We start from the raw sequence: 22,561 nt of genomic DNA, 5'->3' as shown, positions 1-22,561 counted from the left end.
TCGCAACCGCTTCAGTAAACTAGCCGTTTTTCACCCCGCACGTTTCAGGAAAATCTACTCGTGAGCAGCATCAAACTGATTGTTGGCCTTGCCAACCCCGGCGCTGAATACGCCGCCACACGCCACAATGCCGGTGCCTGGTATGTTGACTTGCTGGCTGATCGCCATAATCAGTCGTTAAAAGAAGAGAGCAAATTTTACGGGTATACCGCACGCCTTAATATTGGTGGCGAAGATGTGCGCCTGCTGGTCCCCACCACGTTTATGAACCTCAGTGGGAAAGCCGTAGCGGCTATGGCCACTTTTTATCGCATTGCCCCTGAAGAAATTCTGGTGGCACATGACGAGCTCGACCTGCTTCCTGGCGTGGCGAAGTTTAAACAGGGAGGGGGGCACGGAGGGCATAACGGTTTGAAAGATATTATTAGCAAACTGGGTAACAACCTGGACTTCCATCGTCTGCGCATTGGCATTGGTCATCCGGGCGACCGTAACAAAGTGGTAGGATTTGTCTTGGGCAAACCTCAGGCAGCGGAACAGACCCTGATTGATAACGCTATCGATGAAGCCGCGCGTTGTACTGAGGTATGGTTAAAAGAAGACAAACTGAAGGCCATGAACCGTTTGCACAGCTACAAAGCCGTCTGACCCGTTGCTATTGATTGAGCCATCGCTGGGGTGTCTGCCACAGCGGGGCTACAAATTTTCACAGCGCTGACCGTCACTGTGATCCAGATTTTCCAGTGTCAGTGCCGGGCTGAAATAACCCTGCACGCCCCAGATTTTGCTGTTACGCAATGTCTCCAGTTGCCCATCTCCGGCCACGCCTTCAACAATCACCCGATTGGTGTACTGACGAATATGGTTAATCAGTACGGTAAAAAACGGTTTATCGACGTTTTCGAGATAAAACTGCCGATCAAGTTTCACCGCTTCAAACATGTTCGACTGCAGTGCGTTGAGATTGGCATCGCCTGCGCCCAGGTCATCAAGCCAGATAATATTCAGTTGCTCAATCAAGGTCCGCAACAGCGGATTATTCATGCCATCATGCAGATTGGGAAAATCTTCCGACAGTTTCAGCCGCACAAAAGGCAGCTGGCTGAGGATTTGCTGAATAAACGATGACTCGGTGACGGCACGCGCCAGTTGAAAATCAATGGCGACACTACACAGCAAGCCGTGCTGACGAAAATAGTCCGCATACTCTTCAACGATCAGCAACTGATTTAACAACCGCTCCTGTGGCGACAGAGACGGAAGAACAGCCCCTGACAGGCCGGTGACGGCCTGGGGCTGCGGCCGGTAGCTCAGATCGATAGCGATCAACTCACCGGTAAGCGTATGAACAGGAGTACAAAAAAAATCGTTTTTCATGCCGTCGGGCCAGTTAACGGGCATCCTGCCAGTGAATACAATCGCCGCACAGATAAACTATAGAAGTAAATTCTGTATTCGCCGTCGCAGAACGACGATTTTTAGGTTATCGGCAGGACCAGCGCCAGCTTTATGGTTCAGACATCATTGCTAGCAACTTTATAATCGGGATCATCAAGTTCATGGCTGCAAAACGGCCCGGCCTGTTGCAGTAAACTGATACAATCCTCACTAAGATGACGCAGACGCAGGCTTTTTCCCGCTTCAAGATAGCGTGCCGTTAATTTATCGATCGCCTCCACGCCGCTGGAATCCATGACCCGAGTGCGAGCAAAATCAATCACCACATGATCCGGGTCCTGCTCCGGGTGGAAAAGCTCCTGGAAACTGGCCGTTGAGCCAAAGAACAGCGGCCCTTCAAGCTGATAGGTTTTCTGCCCTTCCTCCTCAGACTGCGCCAGAATACTGATGCGCGCGTGCTGCCAGGCGAAAACCAGCGCAGAGATAATCACCCCGCAGATCACCGCCATCGCCAGATCGGTAAAAATGGTCACCAGCGTCACCGCCACCATGATCACCGCATCCGCTTTCGGCATCCGCTTCAGACGACGCAGCGAGCTCCACTCAAAGGTGTTGATGCAGACGACAAACATGATCCCGGCCAGCGCAGCAACCGGCAGTAAGGCAATATATTGTGACAGGCTAACGACAAACAGGATCAGCAGCACCGCCCCGACCAGATTTGAAATGCGCCCGCGCCCACCTGAGGTAAAGTTGATAATCGACTGGCCGATCATCGCACACCCGGCAAAGCTGCCAAAGAAGCCGCAGATCGTGTTACCAATACCCTGGGCTACGCATTCCTGATTTCCCGCGCCCTTCTTACTGCCCATTTCATCCAGCACGGCCAGCGTTAACAACGACTCAATCAGCCCGACCAGTGCAATCACCACGGCGTAAGGCAGCACGATTTTCAGGGTTTCCCAGCTCAGAGGCGCGGTGGGCAGATGGAACGAGGGTAGCGTGCCGGAAATATCCGCCAGATCGCCCACGCGTTTGGTGTCCAGCCCCAGACCAATTGCCAGTGCACTGATGGCAATTAAGGCGGCCAGCGAGCCGGGGATCGCTTTTGTCAGTTTTGGGAACCACCAGACGATCAGCATTGCCAGCGCCACCAGCGCATACATCACCGGCCCCTGCCCTTTGATCATCGGGAACTGCGCCAGCATGATGACAATCGCCAGCCCGTTCACAAAGCCGTAGATCGCCGGTTGTGGCACCAGACGGATAAACTTGCCCAGCCGCAAGACGCCAATCGACAGCTGAATCAGCCCGGCGAGAATGGTCGCCAGCAGAACATATTCGTAGCCGTGCTGAGTAATCAGGCTGATCAGCACCACAATAATCGACCCGGCTGCACCCGAGATCATCCCCGGTTTACCGCCGAAAAAGGCCGTCACCAGCCCGAGAATAAAAGCGGTATGTAAGCCGATGGTCGGTGACAGGCCCGCCAGCAGAGAAAATGCGGTCGCTTCGGGGATCAGCGCGACAGACACCACAGCACCGGCCAGCACGTCATTTTTGACGTCACTCGCCCTGAAATTGCTCAGGTTAAACATGGTCTTTCCATTATTTTAATGTGATCGTTTTTCTGCGCCCCGGCGTTCGGGCACAGCTGGCTCGTCAGAGTGACGAGTGGCGGCAACAGGCGTTGCGCTGGCGGGGGGCTCTTAAGGTGGCGTAAGCAGGAAGCGATGCATCTGCGTGGTTCTCCGGTTTCTGTAAAGACACGTCAGTATGAAAAAATGTGAGTCCGATCTCAAGAGATAACTTCACCCGTGCCTGAGAAATCACCCGCCTCCGGGCGGTAATTACGTGTATAATGCGCGGAAACTTTTAAGACAACCGTCTGTGACACTATCAGGGCACGTAAAAGTGCGTTGATTATCAAGCTATTAAGGTGATTCAACATGGGATTCAAATGCGGTATTGTGGGCCTGCCTAACGTCGGGAAATCCACGCTGTTCAATGCGTTAACCAAAGCGGGCATCGAAGCTGCGAACTTCCCGTTCTGTACCATTGAGCCAAATACCGGCGTCGTGCCGATGCCTGATTCACGTCTGGACCAGCTGGCTGAGATCGTCAAGCCACAGCGCATCCTGCCCACCACGATGGAATTCGTTGATATCGCCGGTCTGGTAAAAGGCGCGTCCAAAGGTGAAGGCCTGGGTAACCAGTTCCTGACCAACATCCGTGAAACTGAAGCTATCGGCCACGTGGTGCGCTGCTTCGAGAACGACAATATTATCCACGTGAATAATAAAGTGGATCCGGCTGACGACATCGACACCATTAATACCGAGCTGGCGCTGTCCGACCTGGACACCTGTGAGCGTGCGTTGCAGCGCGTGCAGAAGAAAGCCAAAGGTGGCGATAAAGACGCGAAAGCAGAACAGATTGCACTGGAGAAGTGCCTGCCGCATCTGGAAAAAGCCGGGATGCTGCGTGCGCTGGATCTGAACGACGATGATAAAGCCGCCATTCGCTACCTGAGCTTCCTGACCCTGAAGCCCACCATGTACATTGCTAACGTGAACGAAGACGGTTTTGAAAATAACCCGTACCTCGATATCGTGCGTGCGATTGCTGAGAAAGAAGGCTCTGTTGTTGTGCCAGTGTGTGCTGCCGTAGAGTCCGACATTGCTGAGCTGGAAGATGGTGACCGCGAAGAGTTTATGGCCGAGCTGGGTATTGAAGAGCCGGGTCTGAACCGCGTGATCCGCGCCGGTTATGCCCTGCTGAACCTGCAAACCTACTTCACCGCTGGCGTGAAAGAAGTGCGTGCATGGACCATCCCGGTGGGCGCAACGGCTCCGCAGGCTGCCGGTAAAATCCACACCGACTTCGAGAAAGGCTTTATCCGTGCTCAGACCATAGCCTTTGATGACTTCATCACCTACAAGGGTGAGCAAGGGGCGAAAGAAGCCGGTAAAATGCGTTCAGAAGGGAAAGACTACATCGTGAAAGATGGCGATGTGATGAACTTCCTGTTCAACGTCTAAATAAGTTTTGTTGTCTGACGTCATCTGCAGATGATGTAACACAGTAACGTCAATACATAAGCCCCACGTATCAGCGTGGGGCTTTGTTTATAGTAACGTCAGGTTTCTAACAGGGATGAATGTGTTATGGATAACAATGTGGTGGAAATTTTTCAATATACGTTATGCACTGCTACAGGTACTGAGTTTCATAATGTTATGCGTAATATTAGTGCTCCCCTCCATCAGCTTCACGGTATGGACGTAGTTTCGTATGGCCATTCCCTGCACGACCCGGACAGTTATTACTTGATACGTACATTCGATAGCTAAGAGTGTATTAACTCGGCTCTGGAAGCTTTTTATTTAAGTACATACTGATGCAACGGACCACGAGAATACATTATTAGCCGCATTGAAAACAATATTAAAAAAATTATAAATATGCCCTGTGAGAGCCTGAATTAATTGTGCACATCTGTTTAATAAATACCTGGATAATAAAATTATTCAGACATACCTCACTGCGCCTGAAATAAATATAAATTTCAATAAAAGTAAGACACCCTGGCAAAAAACCAACTCACCGCCATGAAAATAACTTGTCAAGCACGAGAAATTTTCATTATTTTTTCAATAAAAATTCTATATTAAGGAGAAAAATGTGATAGAAGGAACAACCATTAACATACTGGTCATGATGGTATTTTTAGGTATATTATCCGCACCAATCGCATTGTTTTTATCTTCAAGCGGATTATTCATCTTTATGCACTTCAAAGGTTCGTGCCGCTACATATTCATGACATTGACGATAGGACTGTTGACAGTGCCTGTCGCCATCATCATTTCAATAATAGGTATTGTTTATATAACAGTAATTTCCTCTATATTCTGCATAAAAAAGATCACTACGGTGTGCAGAAGGTTAAACCGTTCACATCAGGGCACCACGCAAACTGATACAACATTTGATGAACCAGCAGACACTGAGGCGATAACCGTCCATCTGGTACATGGCACTTTCGAAAAGAATGCCGCATGGACACTTCCTGGCTCAACCATGCGAAATGCTATCGCTAATATCAGACCCGAGGTGAAAATAGCGCGTTTTGCTTGGAGTAGCAGCAATACTCCTTATGCACGTACACAGGCAGCCAAAGCTCTAGCAGACAAAGTTAAACGTTCAACCAGCAATAAGCACTACATCATCGCCCATAGCCACGGTGGCAATATTGTTCGCGAAATGTCCCACACTTCTCCGGATATTGCCGAGAAGATCCGTGGAGCCTGCTTACTATCCACTCCCTTTATCTATCGCAAGTCAGTTACTCGCTCAGCAGGAAAATTAATCAATGCCAATGTTTTTGGTTTTAGTTTTGCTCTATTGATTCCGGTAGTTGCACTGTATTTAGCCCTAGACCTTAATGATCCCGTTATCATTGCACTATTCATATCTCCAGCAGCACTGTTAGAAATCTGGCTGGCCAAACGCTGCCGAAAGTCTTATGAAAAAGAATCTATTCATGAAAATGGCGCAATTTTACTTAACAATGTCGCAATATTTCACGCAATCGGAGATGAAGCAGACTCTGCGTTAAGGTTTGTTAGCGTTGTTCATGAAGTTTGTTTTGGTGTTTTATCCCAACTGAACGCCGCATCAAAGATTACCAGAGAGAAGATGAATCTGCCTTTCATCATCAGTTATATTATCTTTACAGCCTTAATTATCTACGAAGCCATTACATCTCCAATGTCTATCTTTACAGCCTGGAACACAACCTTCCTGACTGGATTGATTACCGTGATAATAACTCACGCAATCACGATTAAACGCGCGGTTCAAGAACCATCGAACACGCTGGCAGCTGCAGCTTTTCCGATCGGAGTTTTCTCTTTCTGGTTGGCAGCAGCTAAAGCGATTGCCTATGGTGACTGGAGGTTGATTTTCTGTCCGGAAATGTTCGTTTCCTCATCTGAAACACCAGTTGGTGAATACAATATACTCAAATTTGCACCCGATGGTGATGCCAATATGGTGCATTCGACACACTCCCTCCCGACGGTAGTGCTGAATATCGTAAATTGGTTAGACAGTAGCATCTTCGACGATGAGGTTTAATACCTAAAAACTTTTTATTTTTAATTAAATCAAATATTTAAACCCACTACACTATACCTTCCAGTTCTACTGTAAAACGTCATATCGTCGCAGTTTTAAAGCTTACAACGAGCACTATTTTTACGGGGATGGGGTCAGTTTGAGGTAAGCCGGACGTCACGCGACAGGACGTCGCGTGCCGAGGCCCGCAGGGATGCGGGTGTTGCCGATCCGGCGTGCTCGAACTGGCCTCAGACCTGACGCAAACCTGGCAGCCACAAAAATGGCAGGTATTCGCCAGTGGTAGCTGACTTTTTGTTTTGATCGGTCAGTGATGCAGCCTAATCTGTTGTATTGACCATCAAGCACGGGGTGACCGAAAAAGAAGGTCTCCCCCTACAGGAAATCGTGATGCAGTCGGGGTTTAAAACCCACAGCGATGTCCCTCTACACATCACTCAACACCTTCTCATACAGCCGATAACGCTTATACGGCACCGCACCTACCCGCTCCAGCATCGAACACATACTGCGGTTAGTTTCCAGAATCCACGACATCTCTAATGCCTCGATCCTGCGCCTGGCAAAAGGATCGCGTAACGCCTCAATCAGCAGCAGCGCAATCACCGGTCCTGTCCGGCTAAACTGATACTCCTGGCGCACTCCCATCAACGGCACGCGCGCGGTGCGAACGCCGCTCACTTTCAGGCGCCATAACAGTTTTGCCCAGCCAAAGGGCAATAAACGTCCGTTTAAATCTGCGATGGCCTCATTAATATTGGGCAAGCCCACAATAAATGCGCAGGGCCTGGCATCGATCTCAGCGATGTAGATCAGGTCGTCAGGGACCAAAAACTTAAGCTGCTCGCCCATCACGGCAAACTCATGCTGCGTAAAAGGAACAAAGCCCCAGTTGTTTTGCCAGCCGGAGTTAAAGATCTGCCGCATGATCTGCATCTCTTCACCAAACTGACTACGGTTGAGACGGCGGATGGTGACCTTTTTGCGCACCTGGTCCATCAGGCGGGTTAATGACGGGGAAAAGTGCAGATCGGTACGGCGCATCCACCAGGCCGTTAAGTCTATGCCTTTGGCATAACCCTGCTGCTCCAGCGCCTTCGCATAATAAGGCTTACCGTGCGGCATCATGGTCGAAGGCGGTGTATCAAAACCCTCGATAAGCAACCCACTCTCCTGATTGATATTCAGTCCAAAAGGCCCGGTGATTTTCCGTGCGCCCTTCGACTTCAGCCAGCTCTCTGCCGCGCTAAACAGCGCGCTAAACACCTCGGGATCGTCAATGGCCTCAATCATGCCAAAATGCCCGGTGTCAGCCCCATAACGCTCGCGATGTAAGGTATCGACCTGCGCGGTGATGCGCCCAACCACTCTGCCCTCTTTCTTAGCCACCCACGCCTGCCATTCAATATGTTCTGCTGCGGGGTTTTTCTTAGAAAGATGCTCTGCGCGTTCACTATATAAGGGGGCTATCCAGTGAGGATCATCACGATAGAGTAACGAGGGGAAAGTGATGAATACCTTACGTTCATCCTTATTCTTCACTTTTTCGATGCAAATCATAAAACCCTTAAGCTTTACTATAAAAGAAACAATAGTAACCTGAAAAAAAATCATTAAACTTGCGTTTCACTGCTATTTACCCGCGCATTTAAATTTAATTAAGGCATGAAAAAATTATCACTTGAAGAGATATTGCTATTTTTACCTGTTAATGCGCTTCCTGCCGTCAACATTAAACAAAGCATACACTTCATCGAAGCTTGTCGTCATAATAACGGCTGAGCAATGACATGAGAACATTACCCCTCCCGGGGGGAGCCCATCAAAATAGCTGCAACTAACCACATGACAAAATCGACATCTTAATAAAAATCGAGGCTTTCAATGCTAATAGATACTGAAATTACAATTCAACACAAAATTTAATTCAAAATCACTAGCGCATGAATACATATATTGATTTTTACAAAAAACAATATTTTTCGCGGCTACTCTTTTAGGGTGATTGTTAATCTATGGATCCATTATATCTGTCTGAAACCAGTTCAATCCATTCTCTTCCCCTGCGCCATGCTGATTTCCCCAGTCTGGTGGAAGCATTAAATTACGCAGCCCAGGGAAACACCGGAATGAATTTTTACGACCGACGAAATCAGCTCTTAGCTGTACTGGAATATCGTTCACTAAAACAGCGTGCTATTGCAGGAGCGCGACGCCTGTTATCACTCAATCTTAATCGGGGCGACCGCGTGGCACTGATTGCTGAGACGGAGGTAGGCTTTGTCGAGGCTTTCTTTGCCTGCCAGTATGCAGGGCTGGTTGCCGTACCGCTGGCGGTCCCAATGGGAATGGGTCAGCGTCATTCTTATATTACGAAACTCCACGCGCTATTAATCAACTGTCAGCCTGTTGCTATTATCAGTAATGAAGAGTGGTTGCCCCTGATTCGCCCGGCCTGCACGGATGCGATGACCATTCATATTCTTAGCAATACTGACTTTCAGGAGCTGCCGGAGAAAGAGGTCGAATTACCCCTGCCATCACCCAATGATATTGCCTATCTCCAGTACACATCGGGCAGTACGCGCTTTCCACGTGGTGTGATGATTACCCACCGCGCGGCTATGTCTAATCTGCAGGTGATAAGCCGTAACGGTATCAACGCACGGGTGGGCGACCGTTGTATTTCCTGGCTACCGTTTTATCACGATATGGGGCTGGTGGGCTTCCTGTTGACGCCAGTAGCAACCCAGCTATCCGTCGATTATTTACGCACTCAGGACTTCGCCATGCGTCCGATGCAGTGGTTAAAATTAATCACGAAAAATCGTTGCAGTATTTCTGTCGCACCCCCCTTCGGCTATGACTTGTGCTTGCGCCGATGTAATGATAAAGAATTAGCCGGAATTGACCTCGCCAGTTGGCGTATCGCCGGTGTCGGCGCTGAACCTATTTCCGCTGAGCAACTGACTCTGTTTGCTCAACACTTCAGTCAAGTTAATTTTAATAGCAAGGCATTTATGCCTTGTTATGGATTGGCGGAAAATACACTGGCAGTCTGCTTCGTGGAAGAGAACTCAGGCCTGCTGATTGACAAGGTTGACCGTAGCATTCTTGAATATCAGAATAAAGCAGTGCCACCAGGCCCGCACACTCAATCAACCACGGCCTTTGTTAATTGTGGCAAAGCCCTGCCGCATCACCGCATCGAGATTCGTAGCGACACGGGCATTCCGTTATCTGAGCGTGAAGTCGGAAATATTTTTATTTCAGGCCCCAGTTTAATGAGCGGCTACTTTCAGGATGCCACATCGCAACAGGAGATCCAGTCTAAAGGATGGATGGATACGGGTGATTTAGGCTATTTGCTCAATGGTTGCCTGTTTGTCACCGGGCGTAAGAAAGACCTGATGATTATCCGGGGCCGTAATATATGGCCTCAGGATATTGAATATATTGCCGAGCTGGAGCCAGAAATTCATTCCGGTGATGCAATAGCCTTCGTTACCGCTCACGATCAGAATGCCCGGATCATTTTGCAAATCCAGTGCAGGGTCAGTTCCGAAGAGCGTCGGGCGCAAATCATCCATACGTTAACATCGCATATTCACAGCGAATTTGGCGTTACTGTCGGGATTGAACTGCTGCCACCGCATAGTCTCCCGCGCACCTCTTCAGGTAAACCGGCCCGTGCGGAGGCGAAGAAACGCTATCTTAACGCGCGGAATGAAGCCATCAACACGCATGCAAAGCTGGCAGGTTGACCGCCATGCCCGTCACGATCGCCCTCACCGGCATGACAGGCTTTATCGGCAGGCATATTGCTGAGAATTTGCTGGCGCGGGGTTATGCCGTGCGGGCGCTCACCCGCAGCAAAGCTGATAAAACATCAGTGAACAATCTGACGTGGATAACAGGCGATCTGGATAACCCCGATGCGCTCTCTGAATTAGTTTACGGTGCTGAGAGCGTGGTGCATTGTGCGGGCCAGGTTCGTGGGCACAAAGAAGCGATCTTTACTCACTGTAATGTCACCGGCAGTCTGCAACTGCTACAGGCGGCTAAAAAAAGTGGCCACATTAAGCGTTTCTTATTTATGTCTTCTCTGGCTGCCCGCCACCCTGGTTTGTCATGGTATGCCCATTCCAAATATGTTGCAGAACAGCAGTTAACTGCCCGAGCGGCGGATATGACCCTCGGAATATTTCGCCCAACGGCGGTGTACGGCCCCGGCGACAAAGAACTCAAACCGCTGTTCACCTGGCTTTTGCGTGGCGTGCTTCCCCGGATGGGAGCATCAGATGCCCGGCTGTCTTTCATCCACGTCAGCGATTTAGCAGAGGCCGTTGGGCAATGGCTAGTCGCCGAACCACAGCCGACTCTTCCCTATGAGCTCTGTGATGGTAATTCCTATAGCTGGCAGCGATTACAACAGATTGGTGAGAACGTGCGTAATGGAAGAGTGCGCTTAATCACAGTTCCTTTCCCTGTGCTCAACCTTATGGCTGATATCAGCCAGGTGTCGAGCAGACTTTCTGGAAAAGAACCGATGCTGACGCGCAGCAAAATTCATGAATTAACCCATCCGGATTGGTCTGCAAGTCATCTCAGTTTGTCCCGACATATTCACTGGAGCCCGATGATAAGTTTGATTCATGCCCTGCGTGAAGGACTCTTTTAATCATCAGATAAGAAGGAATTTAAATTTCTATGATAAATCATGATGCTGTAATGAATTATATTATTCAATGTTTGCAGAATATGGTCGCCAGTGACGTGGAGATACATCCTGACAGCAATCTCATTGATGAACTGGGCCTGGAGTCCATCAAGGTCATGGATCTGTTAATGATGTTAGAAGACAGATTTGATATTCCCATTCCGATAAATATTTTGCTGGATGTCAGAACACCCGAACAGCTGCGGGATGCTTTACTTCCTCACCTGGAGAAAACGTATGGGCCTTTATGACAAATTTGCACCCAATATAAACTATCGGGAACACGTCCAGGCATCCGGGTTATGTCCTTTCGGCACCTGTATTGATGAAATCTATTCAGCGACGGAAGGACGCATTGGCCATCAAAAGATTATTCTGGCGGGGACCAATAACTATCTGGGCCTGACATTTAATCCTCAGGCGATCGCGAGCGGTCAGGCAGCATTAGCCGCTCAGGGAACAGGCACCACCGGCTCACGTATGGCGAATGGGAGTTACGGAACGCATCTGGCATTAGAACACGATTTGGCCACTTTTTTTAACCGGCCGACGGCCATTGTCTTCTCTACTGGTTATACCGCTAATTTAGGTGTTATCAGCACCCTTGCCGATCACGATGCCGTTGTGTTACTGGATGCAGACTGCCACGCCAGCATCTATGATGCGTGCACCCTGGGAGGCGCGGACATCATTCGGTTCCGTCACAATGATGCCCGGGATCTGGAACGCCGCATGCTGCGTCTTGGCGCGCGCGCGCGCGAAGCCATCATTATTGTTGAAGGCATTTACAGCATGTTGGGTGATGTGGCTCCGTTAGTTGACATTGCTGATGTTAAACGCCGTCTTGGGGGGTATCTGATCGTCGATGAAGCGCACTCCTTTGGCGTGATGGGTCACACGGGCCGGGGTCTGGCTGAAGCACTCGGCGTTGAGCAGGATGTTGATATCATTACCGGCACATTCAGCAAAAGTCTGGCTTCCGTTGGTGGCTTTGCCGCCGGTCCGCTGGCCATGGAGGCACTGCGCTACAGCAGTCGCCCTTACATCTTCACCGCCTCCCCCTCGCCCTCCACGATAGCCTCTGTTCGCTCCTCTTTAAGGACCATTTCACAGCATCCGGAGCTGCGTGAAACACTCTGGGATAATGCGCGTCGGCTCTATCAGGGGCTGAAAAAATGGGGTTACACGCTTGGCCCCAACATCAGCCCGGTGGTCCCGGTGGTGATGGAGTCGAAAGAAGAAGGTCTGCGTTTCTGGCGCGATCTGATAGAAAAGCATGTCTATGTCAACCTGGTGTTACCCCCCGCCACTCCTGCGGGTCAAACGCTACTGCGCTGCAGTGTCAGCGCGGCCCACAGTAAAGCACAAATCGATACTATCATTCAGGCATTCGCCGAACTAAAGCGCTAGTACGCCCTTGCCCTGCGGCTAATGCCGTTGATCAAAGCGATATACCAGCAACAGGGCGAGGATCAACAGTAATACAGGCGGTGCCACTGTCATTAGCGGTGCATTCAGTGAGAGTAATATCCCTAAGTTGATGATGATTTGATCGGTGATCCAGGCCAGTAGCCCCACAATAACACCGGTGGCTAAACGGCTTCCCAAGCCTGGCGAGCGAGGGAGGCTAAAGGTGAAGGGGATCGCCAGTAATATCATGGCAAGCGTTAAAATAGGTCTTCCCAGTTTCTGCCACAGGGCAATAGCAAATTCCTGACTGGGCTGATGCGTATCTTGCAGGTAGCGAATATAACGACAGAGCTGTCTGATGGAGAAGCTGTTAGCGGGCATAGTCAGTTCAGTCAGGCTGATATGAGAAAAAAGAGAGGCCCAGGGCAGCGTATCCAGCCTGCTAACCTCTTCTTTTCCGTGCCGCCATTTCTTTTGATAAACATCATGCAGAATCCATATTCCATTATCCAGAATGGTGGCGTGTTCGGCATAAATGTAGGATTGCAGCGAGAGATCTTTCTGGTAGGAAAATATTTCAACACCCAGCGGTTGATGATGTTTATCCAGGTTTTTTACCGTAGCAAACTCATCATTGCGCCTGGCCCACAGCCTGTTTTGGGTATTATCGCTATTCGCCTCCGGGGAAATAGCGCTGCTTTTCAGTTGAATTGCGCGTTGCTGTAAGGGCGAGGCCCCCCATTCATCAACTGTGCTGAGAGCCAGGGTCAAAATCAATCCGGCACACACCATTGCCATGGCGATGTTAAAGATGGAAAAACCCACCGTTCGCATCGCCGTTAACTCCAGGTTTTTAGAAAGCAGTCCTAATCCTACGATCCCACCGAGCAGCGCAATAAATGGCCCCATATCAATCAGGCTTCTGGGCAGAGTCATCAACACCACCAGAATGGCCTGAGTCCAGTGGTATCCACCCGGTGTGACATCATCCAGCTCACTAATCAGGTTAAACGTAGTAAAAAGCGGAATGAGCAATCCTGCTGCAGCCGCAAATCCGGTAAAGACATGACGCAGTAAATAACGGCTGAAGAGTGTCATCGCAAAAATTTTTGCCATAACGAAAAGTCACGCGCCATCAGTATCACGACGCCAGCCAGCATCAGTAAGGACAAAAACCAGACGCCCGGAATAACAGGAAAGGCGCTATTGGCTACCAGTGTGCGGCACAGATTGCCGCCATAAAAAATAAGGGTAAATACGAGGGTTAAGGGCAGTAATGTGGTAAAACGCCCCTGCCGTGGCTTGATACGGCTTAACGAAATCGCCAATAACGTCATCAATATCGTATTGAGCCCACGGCTTTCTCGCCATTGTCGTTCGGCGATATCAGCCGGAGCGGTCGAGCGCGATAATGTCGTGATTGATGCCGACTTACGCTTCATCAATGCCGTTGGCTGGATCGCTTTAAGGTGCAGATGCTGATCCTGATAACGCATTTCCTGGTCCCCCCATCCCCGATGATCCAGCACATAAGACGTTCCTGTGTGCAGCAGGACAGAGGGCGATGAAGACAGCGTACCCAGCACTGTGACCTTCCTTGCCCGGTATATATGGCTCTTGTTATCGGATGAGGTATAAATCAGCGCATCGGTTAATACGTTGTTCGCCGCGTCAACCGTTGAAGCGACCACCATCCGCCCATCGTCATTCACATTAAATTTATTGGCTATCAGATGATTCACGTTCATTTCAGACTGCGAGCGCTGTTCTAACTGATAAATCTCTCCGTAAGCCCAGGGTCTGGCGTACAACGAGAGAAGCATGACCCCTATTCCGAAAGGAATGGCAAGCCATAGCACGGCTTTATAAATCCGTATCGGGCTGGCCCCCGCAGCGTGCATCGCGGTGATCTCTGAGTCATTGTAGAGTTGGCCCAGAGCGACCCCAACGGCAACATAGAGCCCCACCGGGATCAGCATTTCGAGTGAAATAAGCACTTTATAAAAGACAATATCGAGCACGACCCCCAGCGATAATGTGCCATTAGCGGCTTCGGTCAGATAGCGCTGAGCTGAATAACTGGCAAAGATAACTATCAGAAAACCGACAAGGGTCAGCACTAACCGTTGGGTCTGAGTCACAATATAACGCTCGATTACGTCCATAGATGATGAAAATCCCACATTCACTGGCTCAGATAGCCTGACGGACAATCTTAACCAGGACAGACACTTTATTTTGGTGAGTCCGCGTTACGAGGTTTCTCATCCAGCAGATTCAGCACGTTTTTGAGCACCTGACAGACTTCCTCCGGCGTCAAAGCCCCCTCTTTCGCCCACTGAATACGTCCGGCATTATCCAGCACTAAAATGGTTGAACTCTCTTCCTCAAGTTGCCAGGATTTGCGGCCAATACCGTGGCTGTCGATAATAAATTGCGCCCAGGGGTAGCGTTTTTTATTTTTCTCGATTTTTTTCCGCACGAAAAATTGGGTGCCCGGGATCTCGTCGTCGGTGTTAACAAGGGTTGTCGGCTGAAAACGATCGGCAGGGAAATTCGCATTCTTGATCGCACTAATCAGCAATGAATTCTTCTTCTTCGCCGAAGTACGCCCGGCAATATACTGAACGACACGGACTTTCCCTGCCAGCGCTGAACTCCGCCAGGGTTGATAACGTAAGCGATTGTCATTCAATAACAGCTCTCCCCGATCCCTGATAACTATCGGAGCAACCCGCTCACCGATAATAAAGTTATGTGCCGATCCTGCCAACGGCCACAACAGCAGTGCCATAGACATCAGTCTGCATAATCTCATCGCGCTTCCTTTTTTGCGCCTGTTCCTGTTCAGCGCTCTCTGAGCACTGTCTTCTTATAATGGATACCGTGCGAGCAGTAGCTCCAGACGCTGGCGCAGATGAATATCCAGCTGAGCGAGTTCGTCGTAGCGTCTTCTCCCTGACAAATTATCAGCGACCATTTCATCATGCTTATCGCCCATCACCCCATTAATAGCGGCTAAGAAGCGTGAGATCTGATGGAAATCCTGGTTGCCCGGGTCGATAGATCTTAACGTGTCATAATAAGATACCTGCTGGCTGACAATTTTACGCACAGCGTGAAACTCTCGCCCTGTCAGCGCGGTTTTAGCGATTAAAACCTGTAGTTTTCTTATCTGTTTTTTCCGGTAGGCAATAAAATGACTGGCCGAATCTAATGGCATATCACGCAGGGAAAAGTAAACCCAGTTCCAGATCGGTTTACTCAGATAAAAACACAGTATTCCGGCATAAAATTTTACCGCTCTTATATTACTGTTACGAAATGCATCCTGAAGTTTCCCGAGCAGGACCGTTGTCTTACTGAACCAGAGTCTGGATAGATGTTTTTTACTATAGAGTCTCTGCGCGAAGCGTAAATGTTTATAGCGGGATCGAATGTATTTAAACTGCATCCTGGCACTATCAGACAATGTGTCCCCCCTCAATAATTCACGAACTAAATTCAATAGTTCATGACGATCAACTCCCTCTTCCCAATACTGCAGGCACAAAGCATAGTTTTCACGCAGGCTATCCTGTGTGCATTGCACATCGATCCGCGGGGGAAGACTGACATTTTCATCCACAAGATCATCTTCATTGATTGCAGAAAAGAGCAGCTGTAGGGTTTCAGGTGAAAATGTCTTCACTACGTATCCATTCGTCATTGATGACTCTCCTTTGGTTCCCTAAAAATCAATACATGGCGGTGCCGCCAGGTATATAAAACAGGGATAAATGACAACATAACGTCCAGACATTGTCCGCCCAGATAGGCAAACGCGGCACCCGACACGCCGAATAAATGAGAAAATACGATTAAGAGAATGATATACGCAGCGGATGCTACCGTTTGAGCCACTAAAAACGCGCGTTGTTTTCCCGCCATAAATAACAATGACTCCTGGGGAAAACCTATCATAGAAACGATAATCGCGCAGAGCATCACCCGGATTAAGTCATATGCCATCAGGTAGCTTTGTCCGAAAAAAAGAGAAATTACCGGCTTACCGACCACCACCACCACCACCACCAGCGCAACGAGTATGCCAACTCCCCCCGCTAAACAAGCCGACTTAAGGCCCAATAACCACGGTCTTTTCGTTCGTGGGTCCAGGCGCATAATTTCAGGATAAAAACTTTTTTCCAGCAATTTAGCCGGCGATCCAGCAGCATCAAAAAACGTCATCGCAATCTTGAATAACCCGGCCGCTGAAGGTCCTAACATAATCCCCACTAACACCGCACTACCTGAATTCCGCGCAGCCCAAACAGAGTGAGCAATGTTGGTTATCCACACAAAATTCCATGCACCTTTGATTTTACGTGCCGTGCCAAATAGCCCTGGCCGTAATGCATGATGAATATCCCTGCGGCGTAACTCCCGCCAGGCAAACCACCAATAGAGTGAACCACCGATCATGTTTGAGGCATACCAGGTGATGATAAACCCCGCGAAACCAAACTCACTGAAGTAACAGAGCACACTCCCCGCGGCACGAAGAAAGGGTCGTGTGGCTTGCTGAATTGCGATCAGATCGAAACGGTTTACGGCCCGCAAGATCCCCGTCGGGGTCGCTGCCACCAGCGAGGGGATCAGCGTGCAGTAAAACATGGCAAGCCAGAAACTATCGGAATCAAGCCCCAATGAGTGAGAAAGTAATGGCAGCAGTAACATCCCCACAATGACGGCCACGGCACCGCTGGCGATATCTAATCCAAAAGAAAAGGAAATAACATCACGAAATTTTTCCAGGTTCTTACTGGCTAATGCCGGCGTACCATATTGCACCACCAATTGCCACGTCTGGAATTTTACAAAATCACTTATCGCTTTTGCATAGGATTCAATGACAACAAGCACCCCAAACATCTCTGGTGACAGGCCTTTTCCCGCGCAAGACAGTGCCAGTAGTCCCAGTAAGGCACTGACAACCTGACTGGAACCTAAATACGCGGCGTTACGAATAATCGTACGAAAAACACCATCTGAGAACCCATGCTTCATCGGTTAACACCTGCCAAATTCCATTTCAACCAGAGAAAACGCGACATTCACAGCATCGGTTTTCTAGCCGAAGAGATCTCAGCGACAGACAATACGGCATTCAATGCCTTATCCAGAACGTCGCCATAGGGTGCTCTTGCGTCCAGCTCAACGATGGTCGCATCGTTGTAATGAATCCTTTCCATGACGGCGATCTTATCCCTTAGCTCATCGTAATCATGATCCGGCTTGCGCGAAAAAGCGGTATCGATATCAATGCCGAGACGGATAACTAACGCAGGACGATATAACGCCATTTGCTGATATAACCGTTTTTCGCGTTTTGCTAAATGCGTCAAAAACCAGCCAGTCACGCGCTCCACGCCAATGCCGGGTCCATCATAGTGAAAACCTGAAATTTCGGCCTGCGGATAACGGTCGCTAATCACCCATACGCCGCGCTGTGACAGATGCAGCACGTGACGCAATTTAGCCCTGCGACGTAACGAGAATAAATACATAATGAATGCAACCCATAAAGCAGGGGAATGGGTACTCATGTTTTGATTCTTTGAAGAGCGCGTCGCCAGATAGCGTTCAAGCCATATGCCAATAAAGGGCACGCGTTTAATTTTATCGCCATCTTCCCCGGATACCAGCCCCAAATAACGGCGTTCCGTCACGCGGTATTGATTCAACATCTTTACCAAATCGAGAGTCAGTGTCGACTTTCCCGTTCCGTCACATCCCACCACGGCGATAAGACCAGGAATAACACGCGAACGGGAGGGATTATGTTCATTCACTTTATTTTCCCGCCTTATCATCAATGATAATCTCAATCACAGGCCTGATCGTGCGATAGTGGAATATAAGCATTAATCACACGTAACGATGCTCTAAACACGTCATCTTTCGGATGACGTGCATTTAAATCACAGATAGCCGCACCATTAAAATTAAGATGAGGGATGACCTCAATCTTTTCGCGCAGCGCTTGCAATGTGTGATCGGGCTTACGTAAGTGCGCCGTATCTGCATCAATATTCAGTCTGATTAACAACATGGGCGGATAGGAGGCCATCCATTGATACATTTTTTTTTCACGTTTTCTGAGTGTGCTTACCCACCAGTTTCCCCCCGCAGTTTTAGCCAACTGAGGACCATCAAAACGAAAACCCGCGACTTCTGCCTGAGGATAGCGATCCGTCACCAGCACGCGTCCTTGCTCACTTCTGGCCAGCATTCGCTTGAATTTATACGCCCGCCAACAGGAAAGCAGATAGATCACCAGCGCAGTGAACGCACCCGGTGGCGCGGAAGAACGCTGATGCACCTGGATGGCCTTTGCCCGTAAGTAGCGACTTAAAGGCGCGCCAATCAGAGGAAGGCCGCTGATCCATTCCCCGATACGCCCCGATGACTGCCCGAGATAAAGTAACTCTGTCGGTTCTGATAGGGAGAGATAAGTGACCAGACGAGATGCCAACGTTGATTTACCTGAACCATCGCACCCAATAATAGCAATAACTCGCAATGGCGTAGAATAAGTTAAACGATTTGTCTGTTTTCGCACAAATAGCCCAATATTAATAAATGTTGCATTAATATTAAGTCATCTCATCTGCGAAAATATTTGCTCTGCGTGCCATAAGAAATATCATTTGTGAATTCATGTGTTTTCTCAAATGAAGAAACCTTGATGAACTGGAAATAAAAGCGTATTTTCCACGAAGAAATAAAGGAGAAAAGTCATCGAATGAAAATCAAATCACCCCCACTGATTGCGGTTATTGGCAGTGATGGTTCAGGAAAATCGACTGTCTGTAAATATCTTATTCATTATGTAAAAAAATACGGCCCGGCAATACACATTCATCTTGGGAAACAATCTGGAAACGTAGGCCGCGCCCTCACCCAGTTGCCTCTGTTAGGGAATTCACTGGGCAAGTCGATTAAGCGCCATAATACTGTCAACCCCACAACGCTTCCCGGTTTGCTGCCGTCCCTGGTCATTATATGTTTCGTCCTGCGCCGTTTGTTGCGTTTCCGGCATATGCTGGCTTCTCGTCGCCGTGGAATGATGGTATTAACCGACCGTTTTCCCCAGGTACAAATCCCCGGAACTTATGATGGCCCGGTATTCCCGGTTAATGCGCCCGGCAGTCGCTTTGTTTCCTGGCTGGCGACTCTCGAACGTAAAGCGTTTTACTGGATGACAACACAGAAACCAGACTTAGTGATAAAGCTGAATGTTGATTTGGATGTCGCCTGCGCTCGCAAACCGGACCATCTTGCTGAATCACTGGCAAAAAAGATTGCCATTACCCCTTTGCTGACCTTCGAAGGTGCCCACATTGTTGATATTGATGCAAACCAATCACTGGAAGAGGTCCTTATTGTTGCCGAAAAAGCCGTATCTGATTTTATGGAAGCGCACGGCTATCCTTTAAGCGAATAACAAGACGTCTTAAGTCATACACCCCCGATAGTGACCGTCAGGAATGACGGTTCCCCTCGTGTTCCACCCTACAATTCAGACTATTCCCACTTTTCCGCACACCGCAGAAATGTATCATTTATGCATAAATACATTTATAACCCTATGATAAATAACATATAGCATTTTTTGCTCAAGCAAATAGCGAATGAAAATTCACTATTTCTGTACAAACTAATCATAGATGTATAACTTTATTGCGGAAATTTTGACTATATTGATTTACGACTGAGGGGCATTGTTATGCGTCAGGACGGTTCCAACCCGAAGATTGAAAATGACATCAGCCGTTATTTTAGTGAAGTAAAGATGCCTTCTCAGCAGGAAACGCTTGGCCAGATTGTGGTTGAGATCCTGCGTTCAGGGCGTCAACTTAACCGGAAGGCTATTTGTTCAAAGCTGCTGACGCGCCTTGAGCTGGCATCAGGACCGGAGCAGGAACGGCACTATCAAGAACTGATCGGCCTGTTGTTTGGCCGCGGGGACTGAGTTTCAAAGCAGTATGTTTGCGGATTAACGACATTGACGTACGCGTTAGGTTACAACTCAGTCCGACCATCTGACCGTCCCGGTCGCCAGCGTTAAGCAGGCATGGCATTAACGGGATGCAGGTTTCTGCGGGTATGTACGCTATGCCCGTATCACTGATTCAGAGAAGTTGGTATGTACAGAAACGAAGACGAAGAAGAGTTACTCTCCGATATTATTTTGGGTGAAGCGGTGATGGTTCTGTTGAAAGCCGATGCCGCCATCAGCAGTGCAGCCCTGGTTCGCCAGTTACAAATGATGGCTGCCGCAGAGCAAGATACATCGCGGCAACGCGCCTGCCGGCGGGCGATTGCGGAGGTCCGGGATCACCAGGCTCCGGTTCGTGACAGCGATACGCAAGAGATTCGCGATCGCGACAATGTCACACACCTGTTTACCAGTGAAGGCCCGGCTGACGGCACCAAAAAACACTGAGCGTTTCCACTTTAACTTTATTGATAAGGCGAACAGCATGGAGCACATGCAGCAGATATCCCCTGAATCCGAAATCCTGTCTTACTTTCAGGGGGGCGGTGAAAAGTATTCACACGAAGTGCAGGTTCTGGGTGCTGTGATTAAGGAGCTCTCCGCTGAGGGCACGCACGTCAGCAATAAAGCCATGATCCTGAAACTGATTGAGAAGCTGGAGACCACCACCGATGTAATCCAGCTGGATGTCTATCGTCAGGTGCTGGAAGTGGTGGTAGGCATGACGCCTGACGATGCGTAACTGCGTTGTTATTAATGAGGGTTATCAATGGAAGCTTTCCAGCAGATAACGAAATGCCTGTCGATAGATGCCCTGAGTGTGGGCATCATTTGCTCTGGTGCTGTGAGCCTGGAGCATAATTAATACGCTCTTCTTATCCAGAGGCTGGTTGGCCGCAATCAGTTCTGAGACTGCCCTGCCAATAACTGCATAAATTTCTTTTGGATATTCCTTATTATTACCGTGCACATGCACCCCTTGTCTGGCTGTATGTACTTACATATTATCATTTCACCTTAAATAATGCACATGCTGCACTAAACACACTGCTACAATATGCTCACCGCCACAACAAGAAAAAGATAAACAAATTGATTTTCAACGAATTATTATTAACTTTCACGAAGGATAAATTCACAACCCCTTTCGCTAACCACTGAATGGCAATAACGACAATAAAAATCAAGCCTGACTTAATCTTTTCAGAATATTCCGTTTTTTCTCATGTTTTTAAATATAAACGCGCAAAATCGCCAAACCCTTCTATAATTAAAGCGTTCGAATGAGAAAGACATCTATAAGGAAATCCCAAATGAAAGTCACACTGTTTAAAGCGACCTTTATCGCAGCGTCTCTGTTCATGCTTGCTGGCTGTGCTTCAAATCAGTCCATTCAAACCACCGACGGTAAAACGATCGTCACCGATGGTAAACCGCAGGTCGATGATGAAACCGGACTGGTCTCCTATAAGAATGCCGAAACGGGTAAGACTGAACAGATTAATCGTGAGCAGATTAAAAACATGAGTGAACTAGATAACTAAATAACAGGAGTTCAGATGAAAAAGATCATGGCACTTTCTCTCGCAGCTTTGTTTTGTGTGACCGCGCTGTCTGGCTGCACCCGCAGCAGTTATGCCATTCATACTAACGATGGCAGAACGATTATCAGTGACGGCAAACCGAAAGAAGACGCCAAAACGGGTCTGATTGCTTACACCGATGCTAACGGCACTGAACAACAGATTAATAAAGGTGACGTTAAAGAGCTCAGTGAGCTGCCGAAATAATCGTTACAGCCCCTCACGGGGCTTTTTACTGCCTGCTTTTTACCTGCTGCCATTGCT

The 22,561-nt window shown here is 48.7% G+C and carries 24 protein-coding genes; 13 read left to right on the top strand and 11 right to left on the bottom strand.

The window, feature by feature from the left end:
* The first annotated feature begins 60 nt into the window (after positions 1-60).
* Entirely contained in the window at positions 61-648 is a 588-nt protein-coding gene (gene pth / locus FVB43_RS19345; protein ID WP_167864575.1) for an aminoacyl-tRNA hydrolase, read from the top strand.
* A gap of 48 nt (positions 649-696) precedes the next feature.
* Here pth and FVB43_RS19340 read toward each other — a convergent pair whose 3' ends face one another.
* Entirely contained in the window at positions 697-1,377 is a 681-nt protein-coding gene (locus tag FVB43_RS19340) for an EAL domain-containing protein (protein WP_159337252.1), read from the bottom strand.
* Between the two features lie 137 nt (positions 1,378-1,514).
* Complete coding sequence (locus FVB43_RS19335; RefSeq protein ID WP_159337253.1) at positions 1,515-2,996, bottom strand: SulP family inorganic anion transporter; 1,482 nt, start codon at positions 2,994-2,996, stop codon at positions 1,515-1,517.
* 351 nt (positions 2,997-3,347) lie between these two features.
* Between FVB43_RS19335 and ychF the strand changes: the two genes are divergently transcribed.
* Both ychF and FVB43_RS19325 read left to right on the top strand, forming a co-directional pair.
* Positions 3,348-4,439: a redox-regulated ATPase YchF gene (gene ychF, locus FVB43_RS19330; protein ID WP_133845438.1), complete on the top strand. Its 1,092-nt coding sequence runs from the start codon at positions 3,348-3,350 to the stop codon at positions 4,437-4,439.
* Between the two features lie 643 nt (positions 4,440-5,082).
* Positions 5,083-6,540, top strand: a complete 1,458-nt coding sequence (locus FVB43_RS19325; RefSeq protein WP_167864574.1) for a lipase family protein — start codon at positions 5,083-5,085, stop codon at positions 6,538-6,540.
* Between the two features lie 426 nt (positions 6,541-6,966).
* Here the strand turns inward: FVB43_RS19325 and FVB43_RS19320 are convergent, their stop codons facing one another.
* Positions 6,967-8,100 (bottom strand): N-acetyltransferase, encoded by a 1,134-nt coding sequence (locus FVB43_RS19320; protein ID WP_167864573.1) that lies wholly within the window; start codon positions 8,098-8,100, stop codon positions 6,967-6,969.
* Between the two features lie 455 nt (positions 8,101-8,555).
* On the opposite strand from FVB43_RS19320, the gene FVB43_RS19315 reads away from it, so the two are divergent.
* The 4 genes from FVB43_RS19315 to spt are packed head-to-tail and all read left to right on the top strand — an operon-like array spanning position 8,556 to position 12,670.
* Positions 8,556-10,304 carry a fatty acyl-AMP ligase gene (locus FVB43_RS19315; RefSeq protein WP_167864572.1) on the top strand — a complete coding sequence of 583 codons (1,749 nt, stop codon included), beginning with the start codon at positions 8,556-8,558 and terminating at the stop codon, positions 10,302-10,304.
* Between the two features lie 5 nt (positions 10,305-10,309).
* Complete coding sequence (locus FVB43_RS19310) at positions 10,310-11,221, top strand: NAD-dependent epimerase/dehydratase family protein (protein WP_133843447.1); 912 nt, start codon at positions 10,310-10,312, stop codon at positions 11,219-11,221.
* Between the two features lie 29 nt (positions 11,222-11,250).
* Complete coding sequence (locus FVB43_RS19305; RefSeq protein WP_133843445.1) at positions 11,251-11,511, top strand: acyl carrier protein; 261 nt, start codon at positions 11,251-11,253, stop codon at positions 11,509-11,511.
* Complete coding sequence (gene spt, locus FVB43_RS19300; protein ID WP_167864571.1) at positions 11,498-12,670, top strand: serine palmitoyltransferase; 1,173 nt, start codon at positions 11,498-11,500, stop codon at positions 12,668-12,670. The genes FVB43_RS19305 and spt overlap by 14 nt, the downstream gene beginning before the upstream one ends.
* A gap of 18 nt (positions 12,671-12,688) precedes the next feature.
* On the opposite strand, the gene lptG is transcribed toward spt, so the two are convergent.
* From lptG to FVB43_RS19265, 7 genes are all read right to left on the bottom strand, one after another.
* Positions 12,689-13,768 (bottom strand): LPS export ABC transporter permease LptG, encoded by a 1,080-nt coding sequence (lptG, locus tag FVB43_RS19295; protein WP_167864763.1) that lies wholly within the window; start codon positions 13,766-13,768, stop codon positions 12,689-12,691.
* Positions 13,765-14,835, bottom strand: coding sequence for an LPS export ABC transporter permease LptF (gene lptF / locus FVB43_RS19290; protein WP_159337261.1), 1,071 nt, complete (start codon positions 14,833-14,835; stop codon positions 13,765-13,767). The genes lptG and lptF overlap by 4 nt, the downstream gene beginning before the upstream one ends.
* Positions 14,836-14,903: 68 nt before the next feature.
* Positions 14,904-15,488: a YtfJ family protein gene (locus FVB43_RS19285; protein ID WP_167864570.1), complete on the bottom strand. Its 585-nt coding sequence runs from the start codon at positions 15,486-15,488 to the stop codon at positions 14,904-14,906.
* A gap of 54 nt (positions 15,489-15,542) precedes the next feature.
* Positions 15,543-16,379, bottom strand: a complete 837-nt coding sequence (locus FVB43_RS19280; RefSeq protein WP_167864569.1) for a hypothetical protein — start codon at positions 16,377-16,379, stop codon at positions 15,543-15,545.
* Positions 16,376-17,719 carry a lipopolysaccharide biosynthesis protein gene (locus FVB43_RS19275; RefSeq protein WP_167864568.1) on the bottom strand — a complete coding sequence of 448 codons (1,344 nt, stop codon included), beginning with the start codon at positions 17,717-17,719 and terminating at the stop codon, positions 16,376-16,378. The genes FVB43_RS19280 and FVB43_RS19275 overlap by 4 nt, the downstream gene beginning before the upstream one ends.
* Positions 17,720-17,766: 47 nt before the next feature.
* Positions 17,767-18,525, bottom strand: coding sequence for a nucleoside/nucleotide kinase family protein (locus FVB43_RS19270; RefSeq protein ID WP_159337306.1), 759 nt, complete (start codon positions 18,523-18,525; stop codon positions 17,767-17,769).
* A gap of 11 nt (positions 18,526-18,536) precedes the next feature.
* Positions 18,537-19,274 carry a nucleoside/nucleotide kinase family protein gene (locus FVB43_RS19265; RefSeq protein ID WP_159337264.1) on the bottom strand — a complete coding sequence of 246 codons (738 nt, stop codon included), beginning with the start codon at positions 19,272-19,274 and terminating at the stop codon, positions 18,537-18,539.
* Between the two features lie 183 nt (positions 19,275-19,457).
* On the opposite strand from FVB43_RS19265, the gene FVB43_RS19260 reads away from it, so the two are divergent.
* The 4 genes from FVB43_RS19260 (at position 19,458) to FVB43_RS19245 (ending at position 21,456) form a co-directional block, all read left to right on the top strand.
* Positions 19,458-20,159 (top strand): dTMP kinase, encoded by a 702-nt coding sequence (locus FVB43_RS19260; RefSeq protein WP_159337265.1) that lies wholly within the window; start codon positions 19,458-19,460, stop codon positions 20,157-20,159.
* A gap of 282 nt (positions 20,160-20,441) precedes the next feature.
* Positions 20,442-20,687: a regulatory protein YcgZ gene (gene ycgZ / locus FVB43_RS19255; protein WP_167864567.1), complete on the top strand. Its 246-nt coding sequence runs from the start codon at positions 20,442-20,444 to the stop codon at positions 20,685-20,687.
* 174 nt (positions 20,688-20,861) lie between these two features.
* Positions 20,862-21,161 carry a hypothetical protein gene (locus FVB43_RS19250; RefSeq protein WP_133843409.1) on the top strand — a complete coding sequence of 100 codons (300 nt, stop codon included), beginning with the start codon at positions 20,862-20,864 and terminating at the stop codon, positions 21,159-21,161.
* Between the two features lie 46 nt (positions 21,162-21,207).
* Positions 21,208-21,456 carry a biofilm/acid-resistance regulator YmgB/AriR gene (locus tag FVB43_RS19245; protein ID WP_167864566.1) on the top strand — a complete coding sequence of 83 codons (249 nt, stop codon included), beginning with the start codon at positions 21,208-21,210 and terminating at the stop codon, positions 21,454-21,456.
* A gap of 24 nt (positions 21,457-21,480) precedes the next feature.
* On the opposite strand, the gene FVB43_RS19240 is transcribed toward FVB43_RS19245, so the two are convergent.
* Positions 21,481-21,684 carry a hypothetical protein gene (locus tag FVB43_RS19240; protein ID WP_167864565.1) on the bottom strand — a complete coding sequence of 68 codons (204 nt, stop codon included), beginning with the start codon at positions 21,682-21,684 and terminating at the stop codon, positions 21,481-21,483.
* Between the two features lie 343 nt (positions 21,685-22,027).
* Here FVB43_RS19240 and FVB43_RS19235 point away from each other — a divergent pair, with 343 nt between their 5' ends.
* Entirely contained in the window at positions 22,028-22,258 is a 231-nt protein-coding gene (locus FVB43_RS19235) for a YgdI/YgdR family lipoprotein (RefSeq protein ID WP_133843404.1), read from the top strand.
* A 15-nt stretch (positions 22,259-22,273) separates the two neighbouring features.
* Positions 22,274-22,504 carry a YgdI/YgdR family lipoprotein gene (locus FVB43_RS19230; protein WP_133843402.1) on the top strand — a complete coding sequence of 77 codons (231 nt, stop codon included), beginning with the start codon at positions 22,274-22,276 and terminating at the stop codon, positions 22,502-22,504.
* Positions 22,505-22,561: the final 57 nt, after the last annotated feature.

Origin of the sequence: Erwinia rhapontici (genome assembly GCF_012271765.1) — a bacterium.
GTDB classification, from domain to species: domain Bacteria; phylum Pseudomonadota; class Gammaproteobacteria; order Enterobacterales; family Enterobacteriaceae; genus Erwinia; species Erwinia rhapontici.
This window is presented reverse-complemented; position numbering and strand designations above follow the sequence as displayed.

Excerpts from the sequence above, each read along its gene's own strand:
- FVB43_RS19340 (WP_159337252.1), bottom strand. The coding sequence starts at position 1,377 with ATGAAAAACGATTTTTTTTGTACTCCTGTTCATACGCTTACCGGTGAG.
- FVB43_RS19335 (WP_159337253.1), bottom strand. The coding sequence starts at position 2,996 with ATGTTTAACCTGAGCAATTTCAGGGCGAGTGACGTCAAAAATGACGTG.
- ychF (WP_133845438.1), top strand. The coding sequence starts at position 3,348 with ATGGGATTCAAATGCGGTATTGTGGGCCTGCCTAACGTCGGGAAATCC.
- FVB43_RS19320 (WP_167864573.1), bottom strand. The coding sequence starts at position 8,100 with ATGATTTGCATCGAAAAAGTGAAGAATAAGGATGAACGTAAGGTATTC.
- FVB43_RS19315 (WP_167864572.1), top strand. The coding sequence starts at position 8,556 with ATGGATCCATTATATCTGTCTGAAACCAGTTCAATCCATTCTCTTCCC.
- FVB43_RS19310 (WP_133843447.1), top strand. The coding sequence starts at position 10,310 with ATGCCCGTCACGATCGCCCTCACCGGCATGACAGGCTTTATCGGCAGG.
- FVB43_RS19305 (WP_133843445.1), top strand. The coding sequence starts at position 11,251 with ATGATAAATCATGATGCTGTAATGAATTATATTATTCAATGTTTGCAG.
- spt (WP_167864571.1), top strand. The coding sequence starts at position 11,498 with ATGGGCCTTTATGACAAATTTGCACCCAATATAAACTATCGGGAACAC.
- lptG (WP_167864763.1), bottom strand. The coding sequence starts at position 13,768 with ATGACACTCTTCAGCCGTTATTTACTGCGTCATGTCTTTACCGGATTT.
- lptF (WP_159337261.1), bottom strand. The coding sequence starts at position 14,835 with ATGGACGTAATCGAGCGTTATATTGTGACTCAGACCCAACGGTTAGTG.
- FVB43_RS19285 (WP_167864570.1), bottom strand. The coding sequence starts at position 15,488 with ATGAGATTATGCAGACTGATGTCTATGGCACTGCTGTTGTGGCCGTTG.
- FVB43_RS19280 (WP_167864569.1), bottom strand. The coding sequence starts at position 16,379 with ATGACGAATGGATACGTAGTGAAGACATTTTCACCTGAAACCCTACAG.
- FVB43_RS19275 (WP_167864568.1), bottom strand. The coding sequence starts at position 17,719 with ATGAAGCATGGGTTCTCAGATGGTGTTTTTCGTACGATTATTCGTAAC.
- FVB43_RS19270 (WP_159337306.1), bottom strand. The coding sequence starts at position 18,525 with ATGATAAGGCGGGAAAATAAAGTGAATGAACATAATCCCTCCCGTTCG.
- FVB43_RS19260 (WP_159337265.1), top strand. The coding sequence starts at position 19,458 with ATGAAAATCAAATCACCCCCACTGATTGCGGTTATTGGCAGTGATGGT.
- ycgZ (WP_167864567.1), top strand. The coding sequence starts at position 20,442 with ATGCGTCAGGACGGTTCCAACCCGAAGATTGAAAATGACATCAGCCGT.
- FVB43_RS19250 (WP_133843409.1), top strand. The coding sequence starts at position 20,862 with ATGTACAGAAACGAAGACGAAGAAGAGTTACTCTCCGATATTATTTTG.
- FVB43_RS19245 (WP_167864566.1), top strand. The coding sequence starts at position 21,208 with ATGCAGCAGATATCCCCTGAATCCGAAATCCTGTCTTACTTTCAGGGG.
- FVB43_RS19235 (WP_133843404.1), top strand. The coding sequence starts at position 22,028 with ATGAAAGTCACACTGTTTAAAGCGACCTTTATCGCAGCGTCTCTGTTC.
- FVB43_RS19230 (WP_133843402.1), top strand. The coding sequence starts at position 22,274 with ATGAAAAAGATCATGGCACTTTCTCTCGCAGCTTTGTTTTGTGTGACC.